At 64.6% G+C, this 17,519-nt stretch carries 17 protein-coding genes; 12 read left to right on the top strand and 5 right to left on the bottom strand.

The window, feature by feature from the left end; translation table 11 throughout:
- Positions 1-3: 3 nt before the first annotated feature.
- Positions 4-399 carry a response regulator gene (locus IVB47_RS26770; RefSeq protein ID WP_007596883.1) on the bottom strand — a complete coding sequence of 132 codons (396 nt, stop codon included), beginning with the start codon at positions 397-399 and terminating at the stop codon, positions 4-6.
- 229 nt (positions 400-628) lie between these two features.
- Here IVB47_RS26770 and IVB47_RS26765 point away from each other — a divergent pair, with 229 nt between their 5' ends.
- The 7 genes from IVB47_RS26765 (at position 629) to arfB (ending at position 9,774) form a co-directional block, all read left to right on the top strand.
- Entirely contained in the window at positions 629-1,600 is a 972-nt protein-coding gene (locus tag IVB47_RS26765) for a bifunctional riboflavin kinase/FAD synthetase (protein ID WP_247465777.1), read from the top strand.
- A 202-nt stretch (positions 1,601-1,802) separates the two neighbouring features.
- Positions 1,803-4,811, top strand: a complete 3,009-nt coding sequence (gene ileS, locus IVB47_RS26760) for an isoleucine--tRNA ligase (protein ID WP_247465775.1) — start codon at positions 1,803-1,805, stop codon at positions 4,809-4,811.
- Positions 4,812-4,968: 157 nt separating this feature from the next.
- Positions 4,969-5,463: a signal peptidase II gene (lspA, locus tag IVB47_RS26755; protein WP_247320846.1), complete on the top strand. Its 495-nt coding sequence runs from the start codon at positions 4,969-4,971 to the stop codon at positions 5,461-5,463.
- A 97-nt stretch (positions 5,464-5,560) separates the two neighbouring features.
- The gene (locus tag IVB47_RS26750; protein ID WP_027565401.1) at positions 5,561-6,286 is read left to right on the top strand and encodes a hypothetical protein; all 726 of its coding nucleotides are present in this window, start codon (positions 5,561-5,563) and stop codon (positions 6,284-6,286) included.
- Positions 6,287-6,487: 201 nt separating this feature from the next.
- On the top strand, positions 6,488-7,879 hold the full coding sequence (locus IVB47_RS26745; RefSeq protein WP_247403920.1) for a pitrilysin family protein: 1,392 nt from the start codon (positions 6,488-6,490) through the stop codon (positions 7,877-7,879).
- Positions 7,876-9,243 carry a pitrilysin family protein gene (locus IVB47_RS26740; protein WP_247428274.1) on the top strand — a complete coding sequence of 456 codons (1,368 nt, stop codon included), beginning with the start codon at positions 7,876-7,878 and terminating at the stop codon, positions 9,241-9,243. The genes IVB47_RS26745 and IVB47_RS26740 overlap by 4 nt, the downstream gene beginning before the upstream one ends.
- A gap of 114 nt (positions 9,244-9,357) precedes the next feature.
- On the top strand, positions 9,358-9,774 hold the full coding sequence (arfB, locus tag IVB47_RS26735) for an alternative ribosome rescue aminoacyl-tRNA hydrolase ArfB (RefSeq protein ID WP_018453479.1): 417 nt from the start codon (positions 9,358-9,360) through the stop codon (positions 9,772-9,774).
- A 62-nt stretch (positions 9,775-9,836) separates the two neighbouring features.
- Here arfB and IVB47_RS26730 read toward each other — a convergent pair whose 3' ends face one another.
- The gene (locus IVB47_RS26730; protein WP_027565404.1) at positions 9,837-10,145 is read right to left on the bottom strand and encodes a hypothetical protein; all 309 of its coding nucleotides are present in this window, start codon (positions 10,143-10,145) and stop codon (positions 9,837-9,839) included.
- Between the two features lie 305 nt (positions 10,146-10,450).
- Between IVB47_RS26730 and IVB47_RS26725 the strand changes: the two genes are divergently transcribed.
- Genes IVB47_RS26725 through IVB47_RS26710 form a run of 4 tightly spaced genes read left to right on the top strand, consistent with a single transcriptional unit; the run spans position 10,451 to position 13,426 of the window.
- Positions 10,451-10,837, top strand: a complete 387-nt coding sequence (locus IVB47_RS26725; RefSeq protein WP_247428252.1) for a c-type cytochrome — start codon at positions 10,451-10,453, stop codon at positions 10,835-10,837.
- A complete protein-coding gene (locus tag IVB47_RS26720; protein ID WP_247465772.1) occupies positions 10,838-11,233 on the top strand; it encodes a VOC family protein in 396 nt (131 codons plus the stop codon). It begins immediately after the preceding gene.
- 46 nt (positions 11,234-11,279) lie between these two features.
- Complete coding sequence (locus tag IVB47_RS26715) at positions 11,280-11,828, top strand: gluconate 2-dehydrogenase subunit 3 family protein (RefSeq protein ID WP_247465769.1); 549 nt, start codon at positions 11,280-11,282, stop codon at positions 11,826-11,828.
- A gap of 29 nt (positions 11,829-11,857) precedes the next feature.
- Entirely contained in the window at positions 11,858-13,426 is a 1,569-nt protein-coding gene (locus tag IVB47_RS26710) for a GMC family oxidoreductase (RefSeq protein ID WP_247428249.1), read from the top strand.
- A gap of 138 nt (positions 13,427-13,564) precedes the next feature.
- Here IVB47_RS26710 and IVB47_RS26705 read toward each other — a convergent pair whose 3' ends face one another.
- The gene (locus IVB47_RS26705) at positions 13,565-13,882 is read right to left on the bottom strand and encodes a ribbon-helix-helix domain-containing protein (RefSeq protein WP_247428245.1); all 318 of its coding nucleotides are present in this window, start codon (positions 13,880-13,882) and stop codon (positions 13,565-13,567) included.
- Positions 13,883-14,146: 264 nt separating this feature from the next.
- Here IVB47_RS26705 and mutL point away from each other — a divergent pair, with 264 nt between their 5' ends.
- The gene (gene mutL, locus IVB47_RS26700; protein WP_247465766.1) at positions 14,147-15,958 is read left to right on the top strand and encodes a DNA mismatch repair endonuclease MutL; all 1,812 of its coding nucleotides are present in this window, start codon (positions 14,147-14,149) and stop codon (positions 15,956-15,958) included.
- A 9-nt stretch (positions 15,959-15,967) separates the two neighbouring features.
- Here mutL and rsmD read toward each other — a convergent pair whose 3' ends face one another.
- Both rsmD and IVB47_RS26690 read right to left on the bottom strand, forming a co-directional pair.
- Positions 15,968-16,522 (bottom strand): 16S rRNA (guanine(966)-N(2))-methyltransferase RsmD, encoded by a 555-nt coding sequence (gene rsmD, locus IVB47_RS26695; RefSeq protein ID WP_247284559.1) that lies wholly within the window; start codon positions 16,520-16,522, stop codon positions 15,968-15,970.
- A gap of 2 nt (positions 16,523-16,524) precedes the next feature.
- On the bottom strand, positions 16,525-17,519 hold a 995-nt coding region (locus tag IVB47_RS26690), incomplete at its 5' end, for a pseudouridine synthase (protein ID WP_247465763.1).

Below are 17,519 nucleotides of genomic sequence, written 5' to 3'. Positions count from 1 at the left end.
GCCTTACGCACTTGCCATGTCCGGGAAGACCGCCTCGATCTTGGTCTTCAGCGTCGCCGCGTTGAACGGCTTGACGATGTAGTTGTTCACGCCGGCCTTCTTGGCCGCGATCACGTTCTCGGTCTTTGATTCGGCCGTGATCATGATGAAGGGCGTGGTGGCGAGGTTCGGATCTGCGCGCACTTCGCGCAGCAGGTCGTAACCCGTCATCGGCTCCATGTTCCAGTCGGAAATCACGAGCCCGTACTTCTTGCCGCGCATCTTGTTCAGCGCTGCCGAACCGTCGCTTGCATCATCGATATTCTCGAAGCCAAGCTGCTTCAGGAGGTTCCTGATGATACGGATCATGGTGCTGTAGTCGTCAACCACCAGAACCGACATCGACAAATCAACCGCCATCTCGACTCCCCCAACGCAAACCCAGGAAATATTTACGATCGGACCTGCCGGGCCGGAGCCCCGCGGTTCCACGCCCAAGGACTAGCACCAAGGCGTTAAACAGCGCGTTAACTGGGAACGCCCCCGGTGGACTGAAATCGCTTTCGATGCGGCTGCCCCTCCCGCTTGACTTCATCCGGCCCGTCGCGCCACGGTCCCGGCCGGTCCCGCCGGTTTGAGAATTCCCCTGATGGCTCCGCATTTTACCGTTATCCGCGACACCACGCCGGACTCTGCCATTGCAAGGGGTGCCGTGGTCGCGATGGGCAATTTCGACGGCGTTCATCTCGGCCATCGCGCCGTGATCGCCGCAGCCATGGAAATGGGCAGGATCCATGGCCGCCCGGCGCTGGCATTGACCTTCGAGCCGCATCCGCGCCGGTTTTTCAGCCCCAACACCCCGCAATTCCGCCTGACCGACGAGCGGGCCAAGCTGCGGCTTCTGGCCGGCACCGGACTTGACGGCGCCGTGGTCATGACCTTCGACAAGTCCCGCGCCGGGACCAGCGCGCAAGACTTCATTCACCATGACCTGATCGGGCGCCTGGGCATCGGCGGGATCGCCGTCGGCTACGACTTCCACTTCGGCAAGGGTCGGGTCGGCTCGCCGAGCCTCCTCGTCAACGAGGCGCCCCGGCTCGGCATCGAGGTCGACGTGCAGCCGCATGTCGATATCGACGAGCGGCCGGTCTCGTCCAGCGCGATCCGGATCGCGCTCGCCGAAGGCCAACTCGACGAGGCCACGGCCATGCTCGGCGCGCCCTGGTTCATCACCGGCGAGGTCATCCACGGCGAGAAGCGCGGCCGCGACCTCGGTTATCCCACCGCCAACATCCGTCTCGATGCCAATTGCGGCCTCAAGCACGGCATCTATGCGGTGCGGGTCGGCCGCGGCGCGGAGCGGCTGGACGGGGTGGCAAGCTTCGGTCGCCGCCCGACGTTTGATAATGGCACGCCGCTGCTGGAAATCTTCCTGTTCGACTTCAAGGGCGATCTTTACGGACAGACACTCGACTGCGCCTTTATCGGCTTCATCCGCGAGGAGCTGAAATTCGACGGCCTAGAGGCCCTGATCCGCCAGATGGACGACGATTCCGCCCGCGCCCGCGCCATGCTCGCCGCCGCCCCGGACGCGTTTCCGAGGCTTGGCGTCATCGATTGAGGTCGGAAACCGGCCCGCCGAACCTTTTGCGCTTCCCCCGCCCCCCTGCTATGGAGAGCCCATGTTTGCGCGGCGCATCATAGGGATTAGCGGCCCGGCTTCCGCCTGAGCTTTCGGCTCGGCGCAAGACCGGGATGTTGTCGTTTCACCCGCGATTCCGCATCGCCATCCGTTCCCGCGCCCTTCCGAGCCAGTCAGCCTCATGTCCGACAAGCCACAAAAGTCCCAAAAATCCGAAGCCAAAGACTATTCGAAAACCCTGTTCCTGCCGCAGACCGAATTCCCGATGCGCGCCGGCCTGCCGCAGCGCGAGCCGGAGCTGCTGAAATACTGGAACGACATCGGCCTTTACGACAGACTGCGCCAGGAAGCCCAGGGCCGCGCCAAATTCGTGCTGCATGACGGCCCGCCCTACGCCAATGGCAACATCCATATCGGGCACGCGCTGAACAAGATCCTCAAGGACGTCGTGACCAAGAGCCAGCAGATGCTCGGCTTCGACTCCAACTACGTGCCCGGCTGGGACTGCCACGGCCTGCCGATCGAATGGAAGATCGAGGAAGAGAACTACCGCTCCAAGGGCAAGCAGAAGCCCGACTTCCGCGACTCCGCCGCGATGGTGGCGTTCCGGAAAGAGTGTCGCGCCTATGCGACACACTGGATCAACGTGCAGCGCGAGGAATTCAAGCGCCTCGGCATCATCGGCGACTGGGATCATCCCTATCAGACGATGAGCTATCCCGCGGAGGCGCAGATCGCCCGCGAGCTGATGAAGTTCGCCGCCAACGGCACGCTGTATCGCGGCTCCAAGCCGGTGATGTGGAGCGTGGTCGAGAAGACCGCGCTCGCCGAGGCCGAGGTCGAGTACGAGGACTACACCTCCGACATGGTGTGGGTGAAGTTTCCCGTCACGTCCCCGGCACATGGTGCGCTCGCCAATGCTTCGGTCGTGATCTGGACGACCACGCCCTGGACACTGCCCGGCAACCGCGCGATCTCGTTCTCGCCGAAGATCGCCTACGGCCTCTACAAGGTCACGGATGCCGCAGCGGACAATTGGGCGAAGACCGGCGATCTCGTGATCCTGGCTGATGCGCTTGCCGCAGAGGTGTTCAAGCAGGCGCGCGTCACGGCCTATGAGAAGGTGCGCGACATTCCCGGCGACACGCTGGACGCCGTGGAGTGTGCCCATCCCTTGCGCGGCCTCGATGGCGGTTACGAGTTTATCGTTCCGCTGCTCGCCGGCGAGCATGTCACCGACGATACCGGCACCGGCTTCGTGCACACCGCGCCGAGCCACGGCCGCGAGGATTTCGACGTCTGGATGGCCAATACCCGCGAGCTCGATGAGCGCGGCATCTCGACCGCGATCCCCTACACTGTCGACGAGAACGGCGCCTATACCGCGCAGGCCCCCGGCTTCACCGGCAAGCGCGTGCTCAACGACAAGGGCGAGAAGGGCGATGCCAACGAGGCCGTGATCAAGGCGTTGATCGAGGCCGGCAAGCTGCTCGCGCGCGGCCGCCTCAAGCACCAATATCCGCATTCATGGCGCTCGAAGAAGCCGGTGATCTTCCGCAATACGCCGCAATGGTTCATCGCGATGGACAAGGATGTCAGCGAGAATGGCCACGCCAGGAAGGGCGATACGCTGCGGGCCCGCGCGCTGCAGGCGATCTCGGTCACGCAATGGGTGCCGCCGTCGGGTGAGAACCGCATCAACGGCATGATCGCCAATCGTCCGGACTGGGTGATCTCGCGCCAGCGCGCCTGGGGCGTTCCGATCGCCGTGTTCGTGCGCGAGAAGAGCGACGGCTCGGCCGAGATCCTGCAGGACGAGATCGTCAATCAGCGCATCGCCGAGGCCTTCATGGAGGAAGGCGCCGACGCCTGGTACATGGACGGCGCCCGCGAGCGCTTCCTCGGACCGCGCGCGAAGGAAGACTGGAAGAAGATCGACGACATCTGCGACGTCTGGTTCGATTCCGGCTCCACACATGCTTTCGTGCTCGAGGATCGCCAGAACTTCCCGCAGCTCGGCAACATCGTCCGCAAGGTCGATGGCGGCGACGACACCGTGATGTACCTGGAAGGCAGCGACCAGCATCGCGGCTGGTTTCATTCCTCGTTGCTGGAAAGCGCCGGCACGCGCGGCCGCGCGCCATATGACATCGTGCTCACCCACGGCTTCACGCTCGACGAGAACGGCCGCAAGATGTCGAAGTCGATCGGCAACACCGTTGAGCCTCAGAAGGTGATCAAGGATTCGGGCGCGGATATCCTGCGTCTGTGGGTCTGCGCCACCGACTATGCCGACGACCAACGCATCGGCCCGGAGATCCTGAAGAACACCATCGAGACCTATCGCAAACTGCGCAACACTGTGCGCTGGATGCTGGGAACGCTGGATCACTACAAGCCGGCCGACGCAGTCGCGCCCGCCGACATGCCTGAGCTCGAACGGCTGATGCTGCACGAGCTCGCGGTCCGTGCTGCCGCCGTCCGCAAGGCCTATCAGGAGTTCGACTACAAGACCGTGGTCGCAACCTTGTCCGCCTTCCTGAACAGTGAGCTCTCCGCGTTCTATTTCGACATCCGCAAGGACACGCTGTATTGCGATCCGCCGTCCTCGCCGACGCGCAAGGCGGCGCTGACCACGATCGACCTGTTGTGCAGCTCGATCCTGAAGTGGCTGGCGCCGATCCTCAGCTTCACCGCGGAGGAGGCCTGGCGCATGTACAGGCCTGACGCCGAGCCCTCGGTGCACCTGACGCAGTTTCCCGACGACCTCGAAGGCTTGCGCGACGACAAGCTCGCCGCGAAGTGGGAAGCGATCCGCAACGTCCGCCGTGTCGTCACTGGGGCGCTTGAGCTCGAACGCGCCGCCAAGAACATCGGCTCGTCGCTGGAGGCCTCGCCGGTGATCTATGTCGCCGACCGCGACATGCTGGCGACGCTCTTCGACACCGACCTCGCCGAGATCTGCATCACCTCGAACTACGAGGTGCGCGAGGGCGAGGCGCCAGCGTCTGCGTTCCGACTCGATACCGTGCCCGGCGTCGCCGTCGTGGTGGAGAAGGCTGTCGGCACCAAATGCGCCCGTTCCTGGAAGATTTCGCCGACGGTGGGTGAAGACCCCGAATACCCCGACGTCACCCCGCGAGATGCCCAGGCGCTACGCGAATGGAAGGCGCTGGGGGTCAGCATTTAGGTCTCACCGTCGTCCTGGCGAAAGCCAGGACCCATTTCCACCGTCGCCAATTGCGCCGAAGGCTGATGACCACAAGTCTTTCAAACAACGACCGCCTCGGCGTATGGATCCTGGCTTTCGCCAGGACGACGACGGAGCGTGTTGTGGCCGACTGCCCATGACCCCGCTCCGCGCCGGCATCCTCGCGGCCCTGGTCACGCTCGTGGCCGACCAGGCCTCAAAGCTCTGGCTGCTGAACGTGTTCGACCTTGCCCGTCGCGGCGCGGTCGAGGTGACCCCGTTCTTCGACCTGGTGCTGGCCTGGAACATCGGCATCAGCTTCGGCTGGCTCCAGAACGACGGTCAGGCTGCGCAAATGGCGCTGATGGCCGTGAAGGTCCTCGCGGTGGTTGCGCTGGCGATCTGGATGGCCCGCTCCCACACCCTGCTGGCAACCATCGCGCTCGGCCTGATTATTGGCGGCGCCATCGGCAACGGCATCGACCGCCTCGCCTATGGCGCGGTGGTCGATTTCGCCCTGTTTCACATCAATATTGGCGGAAATACCTATAATTGGTATGTGTTCAACCTTGCGGACGTGGCCATCGTTGCTGGCGTGGCGGCGCTATTGTATGATTCCTTCCTGGGGGTACCCGCCGCAAAAGCGCCCTGATCCCGGCCGATACGGACCGGCAGGCGGAACCTTGCTTTTGCGAGGGATTATGCCGCGCGAGAGCGGCAAACTGCCACATTTTGGAACAGGTACAGTGATGCGCAGCTCGAAGACCAGCGGTTCGATGGTTGAAGACCCCCGGCAGGGGTTCTGGCGGGCGTTGAAATTGTCCGCTGTCGCGCTCGGCATCGGTCTCGTCATGTCGGCTGGCGCCGCCCGCGCCGGTGACGACGGCGAGGACGACGACGACATGACCTTCGAAGAGAAGCTCATCGACAATCTGATGTCGGGCATCGGCGCCAAGAGCATGGAGAAGAAGGGTATCGAATACCGCGAGCGGTCGCCGCTGGTGGTGCCGCCCAAGCTCGACCTGCCGCCGCCCGCCGGCGTTGAAGCCAAGAACGCGCCGAACTGGCCGAAGGACCCTGACGAGAGACGCCGCAAGGAGGCCATCGCGCAGCGGAAGAAGGCCGTCAAGGCCACCGAGAGCTGGCAGGCAGGCCGGGCGTTGTCGCCCGCCGAGATGGAGGTCGGCAGGACAGCCGCACCCGAGCGCACCAGCAATGATCCTATTCAGCCGGGCACCAACGGCAATCCGTCGCTCAGCCCCGCCCAGCTCGGTTTCACCGGCGGTCTGTGGGGCATGATGTCGAACAACAAAGGCGAGGCCAAGCAATTCACGACCGAGCCGCCGCGCCAGTCGCTGGTCGAGCCGCCGCCGGGCTACCAGACGCCGTCGCCGAGCTACGCCTATGGCGCCGGCGAGGACAAGACACGGCGGACCTATTTCGACATCATGTCCGGCAAGGACAAGGAACAATAACCTCCTGCCCGTTTGCGACATCCCGACAGACGTGGTCCCGCGCCGGCGGCTCGTGCGCGCCGGACGCGGTCCTTAATTGCTTATCAGTAACTTGCGCCCGAGTTGAGTTCTCTGCTTCGTGACGCGAAGCGTTTGCCGCACGGTGTACCATGCCGTGCCTCCGAGCCGGACATCCGGGCTCGGCCTTTCATAAGGATCATAATGTCCTCTTACCGATCGGCTGCCCGCCTCCTTGCCGCGCTGCTTTCGACGAGTGTCCTCACGGCCGGCGCATCCCTTGCGCAGACCACGGTGACATCGGCTCCGCCCGCCAGCTTCACGCTCGGAAACGGCATGCAGGTCGTGGTGATTCCCGACCACCGCACGCCCGTCGTCACGGAAATGATCTGGTACAAGGTCGGCTCGGCGGACGAGACGCCGGGCAAGTCCGGGCTCGCGCACTTCCTCGAGCATCTGATGTTCAAGGGCACATCGAAGCATCCGGTCGGCGAATTCTCCCAGACCGTGCTCCGCGTCGGCGGCAACGAGAACGCCTCGACTTCGGTCGACTACACCAACTACTACCAGCGCGTGCCGCGCGAGCAGTTGCCGACCATGATGGAGTTCGAGGCCGACCGTATGACCGGCCTGATCCTCAAGGACGAGAACGTGTTGCCCGAGCGCGACGTCGTGCTCGAAGAATACAACATGCGCGTCGCCAACAATCCAGACGCACGGCTGAACGAACAGATCATGGCCGCGCTTTATCTCAACCATCCCTACGGCCGACCGGTGATCGGCTGGCACCAGGAGATCGAGAAGCTCGATCGCGAGGATGCGCTCGCCTTCTACCGCCGCTTCTACGCGCCGAACAACGCGATCTTGGTGATCGCCGGCGACGTCGAGCCCGCCGACATCCGCCCGCTGGTCGAGCGCAATTTCGGCTCCATCCCGGCTCAACCCGCGATCCCGGCACGCCGCGTCCGCCCGCAGGAGCCGGAGCCCGCGGCGCCGCGCACCGTGACCCTGGCCGATCCGCGCGTCGAGCAACCCGGCCTGCGACGCTATTACCTGGTGCCCTCGGCGACCACGGCTGCGGCCGGCGAAAGCGCGGCCCTCGACGTGCTGGCGCAACTGATGGGCAGCGGCAGCAATTCCTATCTCTACCGCGCGCTCGTGGTCGACAAGCCGCTCGCGGTCTCCGCCAGTGCCAGCTATTCGAGCATCTCGCTCGACCCGACCCAGTTCGCGATCTCGGCTTCGCCCAAATCCGGCGTCAGCTTCGCCGAGGTCGAGCAGGTGGTCGACGGCGTCATCGCCGACATCGCGCAGAACCCGATCCGCGCCGAGGATCTCGAGCGGGTCAAGACCCAGCTCATCGCCGAGGCGATCTACGCCCAGGACAACCAGGCGGTGCTGGCGCGCTGGTATGGCGGCGCATTGACCACGGGCCTGTCGATCGAGGACATCCGGAGCTGGCCAGATCGCATCCGCGCCGTTACCGCCGAGCAGGTCCGCACCGTCGCGCAGAAATGGCTCGAGAAGAAGCGCTCGGTGACGGGCTATCTGATCAAGGACACCGGCGCCGCCAAGCGCGAGGAGAAGCGTTCGTGACCTATCCCTTCCTTCGACGTGTCTCATTCTCCCTCGTCACCGGCGCGGCACTCGCGCTTGCTACCGTCTCGCCGTCGCAGGCGGCAGCAAAGATCCAGCATCTGACCTCGCCGGGCGGCATCGAGGCCTGGTTCGTGCAAGATGCGACTGTGCCGCTGATCGCCATGGAATATTCCTTTGCCGGCGGCTCGGCCCAGGATCCCAAGGACAAGTCGGGCGTCGCCAATCTGGTCGGCGATCTCCTCGACGAAGGCTCCGGCGACCTCGACTCCAAGACTTTCCATGAGCGGCTCGACCGCCGCGCCATCGAGCTCTCCTTCAGCGCCACCCGCGACACCTTCCGCGGCAGCCTGCGCATGCTGCGCGACAACAAGGACGAAGCCTTCGACCTGCTGCGGAGCGCGCTGACCTCGCCGCATTTCGAAACCGCCGATGTCGAGCGCATCCGTTCGCAGGTGATCTCGGGCCTGCGCCGCGAGACCACCAACCCGACCTCGCTGGCGAGCCGCAAATTCCTGGAGGTCGCCTTCGGCGATCATCCCTACGGTAGGCAGTCCAACGGCAACCTCGACAGCGTTCCGGCCATCACGGTCGCCGACATGAAGGATTATGTCGGCCGCGTGCTCGCCAAGGACACGCTGAAGATTGCAGTGGTTGGCGACGTGGATGCCGATACGCTCGGCAAGCTGCTCGACCACACGTTTGGCAGCCTGCCCGCCAAGGCCAATCTCGTGCCGGTCCCCGACGTTGAGGCCGCCAAGCCGCCGCAACGCGCTTTCGTGACGCTCGACGTGCCCCAGACCGTGATCACCTTCGGCGGCCCCGGAGTGAAGCGCAGCGATCCGAACTTCATGGCAGCCTATGTTGTCAACCACATCCTCGGCGGCGGCGGGTTGTCCTCGCGGCTCTATCGCGAGGTGCGCGAGAAGCGCGGACTGGCCTATTCGGTGTTCGAATCGCTGCTCTGGATGGAGCATTCGGCGGTCTTCATCGGCAACACCGGCACCCGCGCGGACCGCGCCGGCGACACTATCGACGCCATCGACAAGGAAGTGCGCCGGATCGCCGAGGAAGGCCCGACGCAGAAGGAGCTCGACGAGGCCAAGTCCTACCTCAAGGGCTCGCAGATGCTGGCGCTCGACACCTCCTCGAAGCTCGCGCAGGCGCTGCTGCAATATCAGCAGGACAAGCTGCCGATCGACTATATCGAGAAGCGCAACGCCGTCGTCGATGCGGTCACCATGGACGACGCCAAGGCGGCCGCAAAGCGCCTCTGGGGCCAGGGCCTGCTGACCGTCGTCGTCGGCCGCGCTCCGCAGGCCGCGGCGCAACCCGCAGCCGCACCGGCGACGAAGTCGAACTGACGTCTTCCATACGCTTCCTGAAATGGCCGGGCTCGCCCGGCCATTTGCATTTCGGGGCGCCATTGCCGAACTTGGGCGTCCGGGATATGTCCGGGCATCACGAATGGTGCCACCATGCTGCGGATATCCCGCGATCTCGTCATCGACGAGGACGACATCGAGATCGGCTTCGTCCGCGCCTCCGGCCCGGGCGGGCAGAACGTCAACAAGGTCGCGACCTCGGCGCAATTGCGCTTCGACACGCGGAAGCTGACGCTTCCGGAGGATGCCGCGCTGCGCCTCGCCCGGCTCGCAGGGCAGCGCATGACCAAGGACGGCGTCATCGTGATCCAGGCCCAACGCTTCCGCACCCAGGAGCGCAACCGCCAGGACGCCATCGACCGCCTTACGGAGATGCTCGGAGAAGCCATGATCCGGCCGAAGCCCCGGCGCGCGACAAAGCCGACCTTTGGCTCCAAGCAGCGCCGGCTCGAGGGCAAGAAACACCGCAGCGACATCAAGTCGAAGCGCGGGCGCGGTTTCGACGACTAGCAGAGACTGCAAAAGAACTCCGGCCGCAGGGCGACCGGAGTTCTGCCGTCTCACTCCATTGGCTAGTAGCGCTTGCCCGTGGCTGCACCGCCCGTCGCGGAATCGTCGGCGGTCCCTTTGTGTGCAGCATTGCCCGTGGTGCCAACCGTGCCCCTGGTGCCCTTCGTCGGCTTCATGCCCGTCGTCTCGCCCGCCGTGCCCGGCTGGGCATTCATCTCCTCGTCGCCGCTGCCCATCGTGCTACCTTGCATGGGTTTGCTTTGCACGGTGCCGCTAGGCTTGGCGCCAGACGACGTACCTTGCGCGAGAACAGGTGTCACAATGAGGGCCGAGACGGCGCATGCGATTGCGGAGGTCTTCACCAACTTCATCCATTTCTCCTGGATTTTCGCGATGATCAGTTCGGCGGCTTGATGCGCCGTCCGCCTGAGCCGAACCGATCCATCGCGTTACGAGCTCGAACGGCGCGACCGCAATGCAACCTGTCTCGTGTGGTGATCGTTTAGGGATTTGACGGCGGTTTCGCGGAATTGTCCTCCGCATATACGGCAACTTGGAACAACGCACCCGCGCGCACCTCCGCACGCAGCGAAACAGCCCGCTACTACCACCGCATGTTTTGCCGCGCCTAGAGTTTGCGCACGCTGAATTGACGTGGACGGGCGGACTTTTGACGATGCGCGCGATCGTGCTGGGATTGTGCACCGCGATGGTGCTGGTGGTGCGGGTGGCCGAGGCGCAGATGCCCTTGCCGGCTGCAAAGCCGCCGGATGGCGCAACACTGTTCAAGCAGCAATGCGCGGTGTGCCACACCACGAACCTGTCAGAACCGGTGCGGCAGGGTCCGCCGCTGGTCGGGATCGTCGGGCGGCCCGCCGGCAAGGTCGAGGGCTTTCACTATTCAGAGCCCCTCGCAAAAGCAGCCTTCGCCTGGGACGAGACGAAGCTCGACGCATGGCTGACCAATCCGCAAGCCGTGATTCCCGGCGTGGTCATGGTGTACCGGCAGGCGAAACCGGAGACGCGCGCCGCCATCATCGCCTTTCTTAAGGAGCAGAACTGAATGGCAAAGCCGGTCCATTCCATGATCCGCGCACTCGACGAGGCGCGCTCACTCGACTTCTACAGACGGGCCTTTAGCCTGGAACTCACCGAGCGTCTGAAGTTCGCAGACTTTGCCCTGATCTATCTGCGTCACCCCTCCTCACCCTTCGAGCTGGAGCTGACGGTCAATTTCGATCGCAAGGAGCCGTATGCGCTCGGCGACGGCTACGGACATCTCGCCGTGGTTGTCGAGGATCTCGATGCCGAACATGCCCGCTTCGAGCGCGAGAAGCTCGCACCGGGTCAGCTGCGCGACTTCAAGCACGACGGCAAAACGCTGGCGCGCTTCTTCTTCGTCAGCGACCCCGACGGCTACAAGATCGAGGTGATCCAGCGCGGCGGACGTTTCAACTGATCGAACCACAAGAATTCCAATCCCAAAAAATCGAAGGAGGAATGCCATGAGAGAAGTCGATCGTCGAAGCAAGCACAGCCGCCGCGTCTTTCTCAAAGGCGCCGCGACCGCCGTGCCGGTCGCGGCAGTCGCGACCAGCGTCGCCGTCAGCATCGAGGGCGCATGGGCTGACGAGACAAGCGCGCTTTCGCCCGCGACGATGAAGACGCTGCTGAAGGTCGCACGCGATATCTATCCGCACGACGTCCTCGGCGACAGCTATTACATCACCGCGATCAAGCCGTGGGACGGCAAGGCGGCGAAGGATTCCGCCGTCAAGTCGCTGATCAGCGACGGCATCACACGGCTCGATCAGAATGCGCGTGATCGCCACAAGGTGGCTTACGCTGAAGTGCCCTGGGAAGCCGATCGCGTGGTGCTGTTGAAGGAGATCGAGCAGAGCGACTTCTTCCAGAAGGTGCGCGGCGACCTCATCGTCTCTCTCTACAACCAGAAGGAGGTCTGGCCGCGGTTCGGCTACGAGGGCTCCTCCGCCGAGCACGGCGGTTACATCAACCGCGGCTTCGCCGACATCGACTGGCTGCCGAAGGCTTAACGCTCACCCAACAGTTCAGGAGAACGCATATGGCAAAATTCGATCTGAACGACTCCAGTGTTGTGGTGATCGTCGGCTCCGGTGCCGGCGGTGGCACGCTGGGCAACGAGCTCGCACAGAAGGGCGTCAAGGTCGTCATTCTCGAAGCAGGTCCCCGCATCGAGAATCAGGACTTCGTCAATGACGAGTGGGAGAGCTTCTCGCAGCTCGCCTGGACCGATGCGCGCACCACATCAGGATCATGGCGCGTCGCAAAAGACTTCTCGGGTCTTCCCGCCTGGATCGTCAAGGCGGTCGGCGGCTCCACAACCCATTGGGCGGGCGCGTCGCTGCGCTTCGACGAACACGAGTTCAAGGTGAAGAGCACCTACGGCAACATTCCCGGCGCCAACCTGCTGGACTGGCCGGTCACGCTCGCGGAGATGGAGCCGTGGTACGCCAAGGCCGAGAACAAAATGGGGGTGACCCGCACCAACGGCATTCCCGGACTTCCCGGCAACAATAACTTCAGAGTGATGGAGGCGGGCGCAAAGAAGCTCGGTTACAAGACTGTGCACACCGGCAACATGGCGATCAACAGCCAGCCACGCGACGGCCGCGGCGCCTGTCAGCAGATCGGCTTCTGCTTCCAGGGCTGCAAGTCCGGCGCGAAATGGTCGACGCTTTACACCGAGATACCCAAAGGCGAGGCGACCGGCAATCTCGAGGTCCGTCCCGCGAGCATGGCGGTCAAGATCGAGCATGACGCAGGCGGCAAGGTCACCGGCGTGGTGTACGCCGACGAGACGGGCGCGATGCAGCGCCAGAAGGCCCGCATCGTTGCGGTGGCCGGCAATTCGATCGAAAGCCCGCGGCTGCTGTTGAACAGCGCATCCACGATGTTTCCCGACGGCCTCGGCAACTCATCGGGCCAGGTCGGCCGCAACTACATGCGCCACATGACCGGCAGCGTCTACGCCGTCTTCGAGAAATCGGTGCACATGTATCGCGGCACCACCATGGCCGGCATCATCCGCGACGAGGCCGCAAATAATCCGAAGCGCGGCTTCGTCGGCGGCTACGAGATGGAGACACTGTCGATCGGCCTGCCCTTCATGGCGGCGTTCCTCAACCCCGGCGCCTGGGGACGTCCGTTCACCGCAGCGCTCGACGGTTATCCCAGGATGGCCGGCATGTGGCTGGTCGGCGAGGACATGGCGCAGGAGACCAACCGCATCACGCTCGATCCGACCGTGAAGGACAAGTTCGGCCAGCCGGTCGCAAGCGTGCACTTCGACGATCATCCCAACGATCTCGCGATGCGCGCGCACGCGTACAAGCAGGGCGCTGCGGTCTACGATGCCGTCGGAGCCACCGTGAGTTATCCGACACCGCCCTATCCCAGCACGCACAATCTCGGTACCAACCGGATGAGCGAGAAGCCGCGAGACGGCGTGGTCAACAAATTCGGCCAGAGCCACGACGTCAAGAACCTGTTCGTCTCCGACGGCAGCCAATTCACCAGCGGCGCAGCCTGCAATCCGACGCTGACCATCGTTTCGCTGGCGATCCGGCAGGCGGATTACATTGCCGGCGCGATGCAGAAGAAAGAGATCTGACGCCCGACGTCCATCGGCTCGGAGTGGAGCACACCGTTCCCTCCCCGCCATTGCGAGCGACGCGAAGCAATCCAGAATACCACCGCGGTGACGGTCTGGGTTGCTTCGTCGCAAGAGCTCCTCGCAATGACGGAGGGGCTATTCAGCCGCATCAAGAATGGGTGCGACGGCGACCTTGAAATCCCGTACCGGCGCCAAGCTCCGGGAGCGATAGATCAGGCATGAGCAGCGCAGCAACGAGGCAAAATTGTTGACCTCGCCGTGATGGTCGAGCACCTCGTTGTAGAGCGTCGTCAGAAACTTGCCGACGCTCATGTTCTCCTTGGCCGCGATCTCCTCCAGCGTGTCCCAGAACGCCATTTCCAGACGGATCGAGGTGCAATGCCCACCGATCCGTAAGGAGCGGGTCTGGGATTCATAGTCGCCTTGGGGCTGATGCGCGAAGAGATGGCACATGGCGTCCTCCCGTCCTGTTGCCGTTTTTTCGCGATGCTACACCGCAGCCCGGTACCCCACAATCGGGACGGCAGCCGGAGATCGATCCATCCCGGTTGCGCGATTTTCTCGAACGTCCAATCCCATCAATGCGATAGACAGCCCTTTTCCCCAGCCCGCCACGTTCCTGTTGCCCAACACATGCTTTTGACGCAACACGGCCTAGAATAGCGTTCTCCGCGAATCCAGATCGAAGCCCAAGATCGAAGCCGAAAAACGAGTTTCATGCCCGTCCGCCAATTGCCAGAACAGGTCGTCAACCGCATCGCCGCCGGCGAGGTGGTCGAACGTCCCGCGAGCGTGGTCAAGGAACTGGTCGAGAACGCCATCGATGCCGGTGCGAGCCGGATCGACGTCTTTACCGATGGCGGCGGGCGCCGGCGGATCGGCATCACCGACGACGGCGGCGGCATGACCGCCAAGGACCTGTCACTGGCGGTCGAGCGTCACGCCACCTCCAAGCTCGACGACGAGGACTTGCTGCAGATCCGCACGCTCGGATTCCGCGGCGAAGCGCTGCCCTCGATCGGCTCCGTGGCGCGGCTCGCCATCACCACGCGGCACGCCAGCGAGCCGCACGCCTGGGCGCTCAATGTCGAGGGCGGCGAGAAATCCGAGATCATGCCGGCCGCGCTCGCGCATGGCACGCGGGTCGAGGTCAACGACCTCTTCTACGCTACGCCGGCGCGGCTGAAGTTCTTGAAGACCGACCGGACCGAGGCGGAAGCGATCCGTGAGGTGGTGCGGCGCCTCGCGATGGCGCGGCCCGAAATCGCCTTCACGCTCGCGGGCGAAGAGCGCGCGCCGGTGACCTGGGCTGCGGCGCTGCCCGGCGTCGCCGGTCGCCTGACGCGTCTCGGCGACATTCTGGGGGCAGAGTTCCGCAGCCATGCCATCGAGGTCCATGCCGAGCGCGAGGGCGTGGTGGTCGCCGGCTATGCCGCAGCGCCGGCGCTGACCAAAGCCAACGCGCTCGGGCAATATCTCTTCGTCAACGGCCGCCCGGTGCGCGACAAGCTGATCCTAGGGGCAGTCCGCGGGGCCTATGCCGACTACCTGCCACGCGACCGCCATCCGGTGCTGGCGCTGTTCGTCACGCTCGATCCGCGCGAGGTCGACGCCAACGTGCATCCGGCCAAGACCGAGGTGCGGTTTCGCAACGCCGGCCTCGTCCGCGCGCTGATCGTGCACGGATTGAAGGAAGGGCTTGCACGGGAGGGCCGGCGTACGGCGGCTAACAGCGGCGAGAGCGCGCTGTCGTCGTTCCGCCCCGCATTCACGCCGCGCCCGGCAAGCTGGGACTGGCGGGCGTCGCCATCCGCCCCGGTCGCGCCGATGCCGTCATTCGACGGCTCCGCCGTGCCGGCATTTACCGAACGCGCCCAAGCGGCGTTCGACGTCGGCGCACCCAGCGCGGACGTGCGGATCGAATCCCAGCCGGTCAGTGACCTGGTCGACCGCCCGCTCGGCGCTGCGCGCACCCAGATCCACGAGACCTATATCGTCTCGCAGACCCGCGATGGCTTAATCATCGTCGACCAGCACGCCGCGCATGAACGCATCGTCTACGAGCGGCTGAAAGCCTCGCTGGCGGAGAACGGCGTGCAGCGGCAGATCCTGCTGATCCCGGAAATCGTCGAGATGGATGAGGCCACGGTGGAGCGCCTGCTCGAGCGCAGCGAGGAGCTGGGGTCGTTCGGCCTTGCAATCGAATCCTTCGGCCCCGGCGCGGTGGCGGTGCGCGAGACGCCGTCGCTGCTGGGCAAGGCCAACGCGGGCGGGCTCTTGCGCGATCTTTCCGAGCACATGGCCGAGTGGGACGAGGCGCTGCCTCTGGAGCGCCGCCTGATGCACGTCGCCGCCACCATGGCCTGCCACGGCTCGGTGCGCGCCGGCCGAAGGCTGCGGCCGGAGGAGATGAACGCCCTGCTCCGCGAGATGGAGGACACCCCGAACTCCGGCCAGTGCAATCACGGCCGCCCGACCTATGTCGAGCTGAAGCTGTCGGATGTCGAGAAGCTGTTCGGGCGAAGGTAATCTTGGAAGTTACGGCCGCTTCAAAAACACGAACTCCGTGTCGTCATAAGCGCGCCGCTCCAATTCCTCGAAGCCCTCCGGCGTGACGAACTGCGCAACCTTTGCCTCTTCCACGACGAGCAGCGCGCCCGGCGTCAGCCAGCCGCCGTCGCGCAAGCTCGCAAGCGCCTTCTCCGCAAACCCTTTGCCATAGGGCGGATCGAGAAACACCAGCGAGAACGGCTCGACCGGATGCGCAGGACCGAGATCGGTCGCATCGCGGCGATAGACTTTTGTCACGCCACCCAAGCCCAGCGTCTCGACATTATTCCGCAGCAGGGCGCGCGCTTCCGCGCCATTGTCGACGAACAGCACGAATTTCGCGCCGCGTGACGACGCCTCGATGCCCAGCGCGCCGGTGCCGGCGAAGAGATCGAGCACGCGCGCATCCGCAATCGGATCGTCATAGGCGTGCACGAGGATGTTGAACACGGACTCGCGCAGGCGGTCCGCCGTGGGGCGGATGTCGCGCGAGGACGGTGAGGCCAGATTGCGCCCCTTCAAGCGACCGCCGACGACGCGCAACGTCAGTCCTCCTTCGGCGCCAGATCGCGCTTGCCGTGGTAGCCGCGCTTGGGACGGCGCGGCGGGCCGTAGCCGCTCGCCTCAGCCTCGTTGCGCTCGCGCGCTTCCTCGCTCCCGGTGCGTTGCACCAGCACGCGGCGGCCCTTGCGGTCGTTGATCACGCCGCGCTTGGTCGCCGGCTTCTTCTCGCGCGGCGCGTCGTCTCCCTCATGCGAGGCAGATTTCTGCGGCACGTCGAACTGCGCGCCCGATTTCTCGATGATCTTTTCGCCGAGCTGGTCGCGCAGCACGCGGGACTTGATCTCCTCGACCTGGCCTTCGGGGACCTCGCCGAGCTGGAACGGGCCGTAGGAAACCCGGATCAACCGGTTCACCTCGAGTCCGAGATGGGCGCAGACGTTGCGCACTTCGCGGTTCTTGCCCTCGCGGATCGCAAAAACCAGCCAGACATTGGCGCCCTGATCACGCTCCAGCGTGGCGTCGATCGGACCGTATTTGATGCCCTCGATCTCGATGCCGTTCTTCAGCTCGTCGAGCTGCGCCTGCGTGACATCGCCATGGGCGCGGACACGGTAGCGGCGCAGCCAGCCGGTGTCCGGCAGCTCGAGCGTGCGCGCAAGCCCGCCATCATTGGTGAGCAGCAGCAGGCCCTCGGTGTTGAAGTCGAGCCGGCCGATCGAGATCAGCCGCGGCAGACCTTCGGGCAAATTGTCGAACACGGTCGGACGCCCCTCGGGATCGTCATGGGTCGTCATCAGGCCGCGCGGCTTGTGATAGAGGAACAGCCGCGTGCGCTCGCGCTCCGGCAACGGCTTGCCGTCGATGGTGACGACATCGTTCGAGGTGATATCGAGCGCCGGCGAGTTGATGACGCGGCCGTTGACGCTGACGCGGCCCTGCGTGACCATCTCCTCGGCATCGCGGCGCGAGGCGAGGCCCGCACGCGACAGCACCTTGGCGATACGCTCGCCGGCCTTCTTCGGCTTGACCTCTTCCT

This window comes from Bradyrhizobium sp. 62, from assembly GCF_023073035.1.
In the GTDB taxonomy this organism is placed as follows: Bacteria; Pseudomonadota; Alphaproteobacteria; order Rhizobiales; family Xanthobacteraceae; genus Bradyrhizobium.
This window is presented reverse-complemented; position numbering and strand designations above follow the sequence as displayed.

Coding starts and splice junctions, on each gene's coding strand:
- IVB47_RS26770 (WP_007596883.1), bottom strand. CDS start 399: ATGGCGGTTGATTTGTCGATGTCGGTTCTGGTGGTTGACGACTACAGC.
- IVB47_RS26765 (WP_247465777.1), top strand. CDS start 629: ATGGCTCCGCATTTTACCGTTATCCGCGACACCACGCCGGACTCTGCC.
- ileS (WP_247465775.1), top strand. CDS start 1,803: ATGTCCGACAAGCCACAAAAGTCCCAAAAATCCGAAGCCAAAGACTAT.
- lspA (WP_247320846.1), top strand. CDS start 4,969: ATGACCCCGCTCCGCGCCGGCATCCTCGCGGCCCTGGTCACGCTCGTG.
- IVB47_RS26750 (WP_027565401.1), top strand. CDS start 5,561: ATGCGCAGCTCGAAGACCAGCGGTTCGATGGTTGAAGACCCCCGGCAG.
- IVB47_RS26745 (WP_247403920.1), top strand. CDS start 6,488: ATGTCCTCTTACCGATCGGCTGCCCGCCTCCTTGCCGCGCTGCTTTCG.
- arfB (WP_018453479.1), top strand. CDS start 9,358: ATGCTGCGGATATCCCGCGATCTCGTCATCGACGAGGACGACATCGAG.
- IVB47_RS26730 (WP_027565404.1), bottom strand. CDS start 10,145: ATGAAGTTGGTGAAGACCTCCGCAATCGCATGCGCCGTCTCGGCCCTC.
- IVB47_RS26725 (WP_247428252.1), top strand. CDS start 10,451: ATGCGCGCGATCGTGCTGGGATTGTGCACCGCGATGGTGCTGGTGGTG.
- IVB47_RS26720 (WP_247465772.1), top strand. CDS start 10,838: ATGGCAAAGCCGGTCCATTCCATGATCCGCGCACTCGACGAGGCGCGC.
- IVB47_RS26715 (WP_247465769.1), top strand. CDS start 11,280: ATGAGAGAAGTCGATCGTCGAAGCAAGCACAGCCGCCGCGTCTTTCTC.
- IVB47_RS26710 (WP_247428249.1), top strand. CDS start 11,858: ATGGCAAAATTCGATCTGAACGACTCCAGTGTTGTGGTGATCGTCGGC.
- IVB47_RS26705 (WP_247428245.1), bottom strand. CDS start 13,882: ATGTGCCATCTCTTCGCGCATCAGCCCCAAGGCGACTATGAATCCCAG.
- mutL (WP_247465766.1), top strand. CDS start 14,147: ATGCCCGTCCGCCAATTGCCAGAACAGGTCGTCAACCGCATCGCCGCC.